We start from the raw sequence: 375 nt of genomic DNA, 5'->3' as shown, positions 1-375 counted from the left end.
GCGGGCCGGCCCAGGTCGGACAGATCATGCAGCTTGCCCGGCACCTCCAGCGGCAGGCTGTCCCAGTCGACACCCGGGTGCGGGGTGTCCAGGTTCAGGCTGGCCGGTATCTGGCCGTGCTCCAGGCACAGCACGGCCTTGACGAGTCCGGCCATGCCGCCGGCGGCCTCCGCGTGACCGATGTTGGTCTTGACCGAGCCGACCAGCAGCGGCCGGTGAGCGGGCCGTCCCGCACCGAGCACCTCGCCCAGCGCCCTCAGCTCCAGCGGGTCGAGGGCCGGCGAGCCGGAGCCGTGCGCCTCGACGTAGTCGACGTCGGCCGGGTCAACGCCGGCGTCCTCGTAAGCCCAGCGCAGCACGTCCAGTTGGCCCTGG

The 375-nt window shown here is 73.1% G+C and carries 1 protein-coding gene; it reads right to left on the bottom strand.

Features of this window, described 5'->3' with window-relative positions:
• The coding region (locus tag BZY54_RS47505; protein ID WP_143668404.1) for a beta-ketoacyl [acyl carrier protein] synthase domain-containing protein at positions 1-375 on the bottom strand (375 nt) is incomplete at both ends.

Origin of the sequence: Streptomyces carpinensis, assembly GCF_002154505.1 — a bacterium.
Classification (GTDB): Bacteria; Actinomycetota; Actinomycetes; order Streptomycetales; family Streptomycetaceae; genus Streptomyces; species Streptomyces carpinensis.
Note: the sequence above shows the minus strand (reverse complement) of the source record. Positions and strands in the feature narration are given on the sequence as shown.